The following is a 6,775-nucleotide window of genomic DNA, read 5'->3' on the forward strand; positions in this document are numbered from 1 at the left end:
ACAGTGATCAGGCGTTCAGCCGCTCCTCGGTGGAGGACGAGAAGAGGTGCAGCTTCTCCGGGTCCGGAGCCAGGTGAATCAGGCTGCCCTTCTCGGCGTTCTGCCGGGTGCTGATCCGGGCGATGATCTGCTGGTTCCCGGTGTGCTCCGCGGTGCCGTACAGGAACGCGTCGGAGCCGAGCTCCTCGACCACCGCGACCGTCACCGGCAGCCCCTCGTCGGCGAAGTGGAGCGCCTCCGGCCGGACGCCGATGGTCAGCGTCTTGTCGTCGCCGGCCTTGGCCAGCGCTGCGCGGTCGATCGGCACCAGGTAGTCGCCGATCAGCGCACCGCCGTCGGCGATCTTGGCCTCGATCAGGTTCATCGCTGGCGATCCCATGAAGCCGGCCACGAACTTGTTCCGCGGCTTGTCGTACAGGTTCAGCGGGGTGTCGACCTGCTGCAGAACCCCGTCCTTCAGTACGGCGACCCGGTCGCCCATGGTCATGGCCTCGACCTGGTCGTGGGTGACGTACACCGTGGTGACGCCGAGGCGGTGCTGGAGCTCGGCGATCTGCGTGCGGGTCTGGACCCGGAGCTTGGCGTCGAGGTTCGACAGCGGCTCGTCCATCAGGAAGACCTGCGGGTCACGGACGATCGCGCGGCCCATGGCCACGCGCTGACGCTGACCACCGGACAGCGCCTTCGGCTTGCGGTCGAGGTACTCCTCGAGGCCGAGCAGTTTGGCCGCCTCGGCGACGCGCTTGGCCCGCTCGTCCTTGTGCAGGCCCTGCATCTTCAGGGCGAAGCCCATGTTGTCGGCGACCGACATATGTGGGTACAGCGCGTAGTTCTGGAACACCATTGCGATGTCGCGCTCTTTCGGCGGGCTGTTGGTGACGTCGCGATCGCCGATGTAGATAGATCCCTCGTTGACCTCTTCGAGCCCGGCCAGCATCCGCAGTGCGGTCGACTTCCCCGATCCGGATGGTCCGACCAGCACCATGAACTCCCCGTCCTCGATGTCGAGGTCGAGCTTGTCCACGGCGGCGATGTCGGTGCCCGGGTAGACCCGGGTGGCTCCCTTGAACGAGACAGTTGCCATGTCGCGCTTCCTTCCTTCGCCGGCAGGAACGTGCCGGACGATCCGTAGCAAAGGCCCCAGGTCTGGGGTGGCTTCCCTTGGTGACGCATCACCGAGGCACTCAGTAGAACGAGCAAGTACTCGTTTACATTCCCGGCCGATGGATCCGCAACAGCATTGACAAGCAGGTTTTTTACGTACAAACTTTTTTGTGTGATCAGAGACGTGATGCACCTGGAGCAGCTCGAACAGGCCGAGGCGCTGTTCAAGCCGCAGCGGATCGAGGTGTTGCGGCGGCTGGCCGAGCCGCACACCTGCGGCGAGGTGGCCGAACAGCTCGGGCAGACTCCGCAGCGCGTCTACTACCACGTCAAGCGCCTCGTCGAGGCGGGGCTGGTGACGCAGGTGGACGAGCGCAAGGTGCGCGGCGTCCACGAGGGCATCTACCAGGCGACCGCGCGTTCGTACTGGCTGTCCCCGCGGCTCGTCGGCCGGATCGGCGGCCTCCGCCGAACCCAGGACGAACTGAGCCTCGGCTATCTGCTGGACCTGATGGAAGAGGTCCAGACCGACATCGCCGCGCTGGACCGGACAGCTCCGGAGCTGCCGTCCATCGGGGTTTCTGGTGAGATCCGGGTCCCACCGGACCAGCGGCGCGAGTTCTTCCAGGACCTGCGCAGCACGCTGCAGGACCTGTTCGAACGCTACGGCGGCTCCGAAGGCGATGCCTTCAAGCTGGCCGTGGCGTGCTACCCCAAGGGAGACCAAGACCATGACTGAACCGCTCATCCTCCAGGTTCGCGCCCGGGCCGGCATCGACGACGTACGGCAGGCGCTGACCGACCCGAAGGCCCTCAACCTCTGGCTCGGCGAGCACTCGAACGTCGACCTGCCCGCGACCTTCGAGTTCTGGGGCCGCTACATCCCCGAGGGCGACGCCCCGCACCAGCGTGTGCTGGGGTACGACGGCCAGACGCTGAAGCTGGCGTGGACACTCGACGGTGAGGAGACCACCACCGAGATCGCGCTGACGGCCGATTCCGACGACGCCACGCTGGTCCAACTTACCCAGAGTCACTTCGACTTCGCCGACGCGATCAGCCGGGCGTCGATCCGCGGCGTACTGCAGACCTTCTGGTCCCTCGCGCTGGCCAACCTGGTCGATCACCTGGAAGGGCGCGCGCTCACCACCCGGCCGGACTTCACCTCGGCCGAGTTCACCGGAGAGGCGCTGATCGACGCGCCGGTCGCGCAGGTGTACGAGTCGCTGACCACCTCCGAGAAGGCGTCGGCGTGGTTCGGCTACCCGGTCGGGATCGAGCCGCACGCCGGCGGCCGGTTCGCGATGGGCGGCTTCGACGCGGGACCCGGCGCCACTGTCGTCGGAGTCGTCGACGGTCAGAGCATGTCCGTCGACTGGGGCGACGCCGGCATCAGCACCTGGGAGCTGGCCGAGTCCGACGGCAAGACCCGGCTCACCTTCGTGATGAGCGGGTTCGACGAGGGCAACCCGCCGTACGCTGCCTGGCTCGGCTGGCTCAGCGGGGTCGCCGCGCTGCGCCGCTTCAACGAGCAGAAGGACTGGCAGTCCATCTGGGTCGCCTAGAAGTAGGTCGCCTGGGAACAGACAGGTGCTACCCGGCCGGATCGAGCCGGCGATCAGATCGAGCAGGGCGATGACCGCCCTGCTCGATCGTCGTTTGAATCGGTGGACGGCCGGCGTGAGGCTGGGAGCATGTCCACTATGACCAGCTCGGGGGCGTCCAGCGGCGCCCGCGTCCGGTTCGCGTATGCGCCGGGGTTCTGGGTGATCGCCGCGGCGTTCCTCATCACCCTGGCGTTCTCCACCGTGCCCACTCCGCTCTATGCCATCTACCAGCGCCGCGACGGGTTCCCGACGTACGTGATCACGGTGATCTTCGCCAGCTACGCGGTCGGGGTGATGGCTGCGCTGTATCTGGCCGGGCATGTCAGCGACTGGCTCGGCCGGCGCCGCATCGCGTTGCTCGCGGTACTGGCCGAGGTGGTGTCGGCGGTGATCTTCCTGATCTGGCAGGACGTGCCCGGTCTGCTGATCGCTCGCTTCGTCTGCGGGATGGGTGTCGGTGTGCTCACCGCGACCGCGACCGCGCATCTGTCCGAGCTGCGGCAGATCGCGCGTCCCGCTGAGGACCCGAGCCGGTCGGCGCTCATCTCGAGCATGGTGAACCTCGGTGGGCTCGCGTTCGGTCCGTTGGTGGGTGGACTGTTGGCGCAGTACGTGGCGTCACCGCTCGAACGCCCGTACGAGCTGTTCCTCCTGCTGTTGCTGCTCAGTGCGGTGGGGATCGCGTTGGTGCCGGAGACCGTCCAGCGGCTGGAGAAGCGGCCGGCTTATCGGCCGCAACGGGTGGCTGTGCCGTCCGACGCGAAGCCTTTGTTCTTCGCGTCGGCGATCGGGGCGTTCGCGGCGTTCGCGATCTTCGGGTTGTTCACCTCGCTGGCCCCGACCTTCCTTGGCGGGGTGTTGCACCACCGGGCGCCGTTGCTGGCAGGAGTGGTGACGTTCGTGGTCTTCACCGCCGGCGCGGTAAGCCAGGCCGTGTTCGTTCGGTTCGAGCGCGGCAACCAGCTCCGGATCGGTCTCGTCCTGATGTCATTCGGCCTGATCGGTGTCGCGATCGGCGGCCTGATCCCCAACCTGGTGGTGTTCGTCGCAGGCGGCGTGATCGCCGGTGCCGGTGCCGGCCTCGTCTTCCGCGGCGCCGTAGCCACCGCAGCCTCTCTCGCGGGCCCCACCTCCCGCGGCGAAGTCCTCGCCGCCCTCTTCCTCATCGCGTACGTCGGCCTAGCGATCCCCGTCCTCGCCATCGGCCTGGGCATCGCCCTCCTGCCGGCCCAGGTCGCCCTGCTGGTCTTCTCCGCGATCATCCTGATCCTGGTCAACGCCGCCGTACTCCGCATGCTCGCAGCCACCAGGTAGCCCAGCCGGAGCCCCTTGGTCGAAAGTCGGCTGACAGATGGGGGTGGGGGCTGCAAGCTGTGGGGCATGGTGCGGGTGGTGGATCTGGAGAGGGACTACGGGGTCGTGGTGTCCGGGCTGCGGGCGCACGCGGGTGGGTTCGAGAGTGACTGCTGGGTGGCGGACGACTCCTGGTTCGTCAAGATGTGGAAGAAGCCGGGCGTACCGATCGGCTTGAGGATGCTGCATGAGCTGCGGGCCCTTGGGCTTCCGGTGCCGGAGGCGATTCCGGCGGTGTCGGGCGAGCTCTACGCGGTCTGCGCGGGCCGACCGTACGCCGTCTTTCCCTACGTCCACGGTCGAGTCGGGACTGTGGACGATTGGCACACGACCGCGCAGGCGCTGAGGCAGCTCCACGAGCTTGAGGTCCGAGTTGATCTGCCGCCCGCCAGCATGGACGAGCGACACGTCCGGATGCTGGCCCGGCGGCTCGATCACCCGTGGATCGTGGATCGGCGGGACGAGGTGGATGCGGCGGTACGCCGGCTGGACGCCGCGATCGCGCGGGCGCGTGCCAAGACGGTGCCCGAGATCATCTGCCACCTCGACTTCGGTGTGCACAACCTGATCATGGACGACGACGGTCAGGTCGAGGCCATCCTCGACTGGGAACAGGCCGTCATCGGTCCCCGGGAGCACGACCTGTGGATCGCGGGGGACCTACCGGAGCTCGAATCCTTCCTCGACGAGTACGGCGCGTACGACCTCGACATCGATCACCTCGAGTACGCGCTGCTGGCCCGAGGCCTCCGGGACATGGCCGCCCGGGTCCTCAACGACGTCGACCGCCCGGGCGTCGACACGTGGGGGTTCGACCGAATCGCCAGGCTGGACAGCGATCTGCAGCGCTTTCGCCCGTACTGCGCTGTCTGAACAGTATGGCCGGACCGGTGCACCTTAGGATGCGCGCATGGGTGTGACTGTGACGGTCGAGGGCCAGGACGCTTACCTCGCGCGGGTGGGGCGGGCCGGGATGTTGATGCTGCCGATGATCACCGGGATCGGTGAGCAGGTCCGGGCGTGGGCCGACGAGCTCGCGGCGGAGGGCATCACCGGGCTGGCCTGGGATCCGTTCAAGGGACGGAGCACCGACAACGTGACGCGGGAGGAGCTCGGCGGGTTGGCGCGTGAGCTCGACGACGAGGTGGCGCTCGCCGAGCAGGCCGCGCTGGTCGACTACATGTTCGGCGAGCTCGGGTGCAGCAAGGTCGGGGTGATCGGCTACTGCCTGGGCGGGCGGTTCGCCCTCCTGCTGGCGGCGCGCGATCACCGGCTGGCGAACGTCGTCGCCTTCCACCCGACCGTGCCGTCGCAGCGACCGCCGCATCACACGTACGACGCGATCGCCGAGGCTACTGGGATCGCGGCGCCGGTGCTGGTGAGTTACCCGAGCGCGGACACCGCGGTACCGAATGCCGACTTCGAAGCACTGCAGACTGTCTTGCAGGCGAGGCCGACGGGCGCGACGTTCGCGCAGTACTTCCCCGGTGCGGACCACGGCTTCTCCGACAAGGGGCGTCACGACAAGGAGGTCAACGCCGCCGCCTACCGGCTGGCGTGGCCGCAGGCACTCGCGTTCATGCGAACAACGACCAGCTGACTCAGGCCGCGCGGCGGTGAGCGGTTGGCGTCGTACCGCGAACGCGTTTGAAGGCGACGCTCAGAGCGAACGCGTTCGCATACCCGACCCGTCGCGCGATCGTCTCGACGGTGTCCTTGGTCGCGCGCAGCTGATCGGCCGCCAGCGTGATCCTCCACCCGGTCAGGTAGCTCATCGGCGCCTCACCCACGAGCGCGGTGAACCGGCGCGCGAGCGACGCCCGCGACACCCCGACCCGATCCGCGAGCTCCGTGACATTCCACGGGTACGCCGGATCCTCGTGCAGCAACCGCAACGCCGTACCGGCCACCGGATCGGTCTGCGCCTGATACCACCCCGGCGCCTGGGACTCCGGCCGCGCGAACCACGCTCGCAAGGTGGTGATCAGCGCAAGGTCGAGCCACCGATCCAGCACACTCTGCTGCCCAGGCGCGTCCCGCTGGATCTCGCCGATCACCATGTCCGTCACCGGACCCAGGATCTCCGCCGCCGGTACGACGAGCACCGGCGGCAGCGCCGTCACGAGTCGCCGGCTGACATCACCCGCCAACTGGTAGGTGCCGCTGGCAACCATGACGGCGCCGGACGCGCGACTGCCGTACGTCCGCACCCCGAGCCGGGCGGAGTAGTCGACCGGTGCTCCAGGCAACGGTTCGCAGAGGCCACCGGGATGGATCCGCAACTGTGGCGCGGTCTCGACGCTGTCGCCCACGACGTACGGCGATGATCCGGTGAAGATCGCGACATCTCCCTGGTCCATCCGCACCGGCTCGATCCCATGGCGAGTGACCCAGCCCGACCCCCGAACCAGGGTGGCCAGCGCCAGCGGGGCCTCGTCGCGGATCTCTATCGCCCACGGCGGATCCAGGATCGTCAGATTGAACACGCCGTCCCGGGCGCGGGTCCCGGCCAGCAGGTCATCGAGCACGTCCATACCCGCAGGGTACGCCACGTGAGCGTCTCGGACATCAAATTGCGCCGAACAACCATGGTTCGTCTCATCAAATCCGGCTGAACTAGTGCCGCGCGTCTGAGGTCTTCTGACGGTTGGCTTTCTTGAGGATCTGGTCGGCGGTCTTGGTCCAGGCGAACGGGTGTGATCGGTCGTTCC

At 67.8% G+C, this 6,775-nt stretch carries 7 protein-coding genes; 5 read left to right on the forward strand and 2 right to left on the reverse strand.

Going from position 1 to position 6,775, the window contains the following annotated elements; genetic code table 11:
- Window positions 1–7: 7 nt before the first annotated feature.
- Complete coding sequence (locus ACIBG5_RS28920; protein ID WP_396394611.1) at window positions 8–1,084, reverse strand: ABC transporter ATP-binding protein; 1,077 nt, start codon at window positions 1,082–1,084, stop codon at window positions 8–10.
- A gap of 192 nt (window positions 1,085–1,276) precedes the next feature.
- Between ACIBG5_RS28920 and ACIBG5_RS28925 the strand changes: the two genes are divergently transcribed.
- The 5 genes from ACIBG5_RS28925 to ACIBG5_RS28945 all read left to right on the forward strand — a co-directional run bounded on the left by ACIBG5_RS28925 (window position 1,277) and on the right by ACIBG5_RS28945 (window position 5,664).
- Complete coding sequence (locus ACIBG5_RS28925) at window positions 1,277–1,843, forward strand: transcriptional regulator (protein ID WP_238164455.1); 567 nt, start codon at window positions 1,277–1,279, stop codon at window positions 1,841–1,843.
- Complete coding sequence (locus ACIBG5_RS28930; RefSeq protein WP_396394613.1) at window positions 1,836–2,669, forward strand: SRPBCC domain-containing protein; 834 nt, start codon at window positions 1,836–1,838, stop codon at window positions 2,667–2,669. The genes ACIBG5_RS28925 and ACIBG5_RS28930 overlap by 8 nt, the downstream gene beginning before the upstream one ends.
- Before the next feature lie 129 nt (window positions 2,670–2,798).
- A complete protein-coding gene (locus tag ACIBG5_RS28935; protein ID WP_396394614.1) occupies window positions 2,799–4,025 on the forward strand; it encodes an MFS transporter in 1,227 nt (408 codons plus the stop codon).
- A gap of 78 nt (window positions 4,026–4,103) precedes the next feature.
- Window positions 4,104–4,937, forward strand: a complete 834-nt coding sequence (locus tag ACIBG5_RS28940) for a phosphotransferase enzyme family protein (protein ID WP_396394615.1) — start codon at window positions 4,104–4,106, stop codon at window positions 4,935–4,937.
- A 37-nt stretch (window positions 4,938–4,974) separates the two neighbouring features.
- Window positions 4,975–5,664 carry a dienelactone hydrolase family protein gene (locus tag ACIBG5_RS28945; RefSeq protein ID WP_396394616.1) on the forward strand — a complete coding sequence of 230 codons (690 nt, stop codon included), beginning with the start codon at window positions 4,975–4,977 and terminating at the stop codon, window positions 5,662–5,664.
- A gap of 1 nt (window position 5,665) precedes the next feature.
- Here ACIBG5_RS28945 and ACIBG5_RS28950 read toward each other — a convergent pair whose 3' ends face one another.
- Window positions 5,666–6,598: an AraC family transcriptional regulator gene (locus tag ACIBG5_RS28950; RefSeq protein ID WP_396394617.1), complete on the reverse strand. Its 933-nt coding sequence runs from the start codon at window positions 6,596–6,598 to the stop codon at window positions 5,666–5,668.
- Window positions 6,599–6,775: the final 177 nt, after the last annotated feature.

Source organism: Kribbella sp. NPDC050241 (assembly GCF_044459685.1).
GTDB lineage: Bacteria > Actinomycetota > Actinomycetes > Propionibacteriales > Kribbellaceae > Kribbella.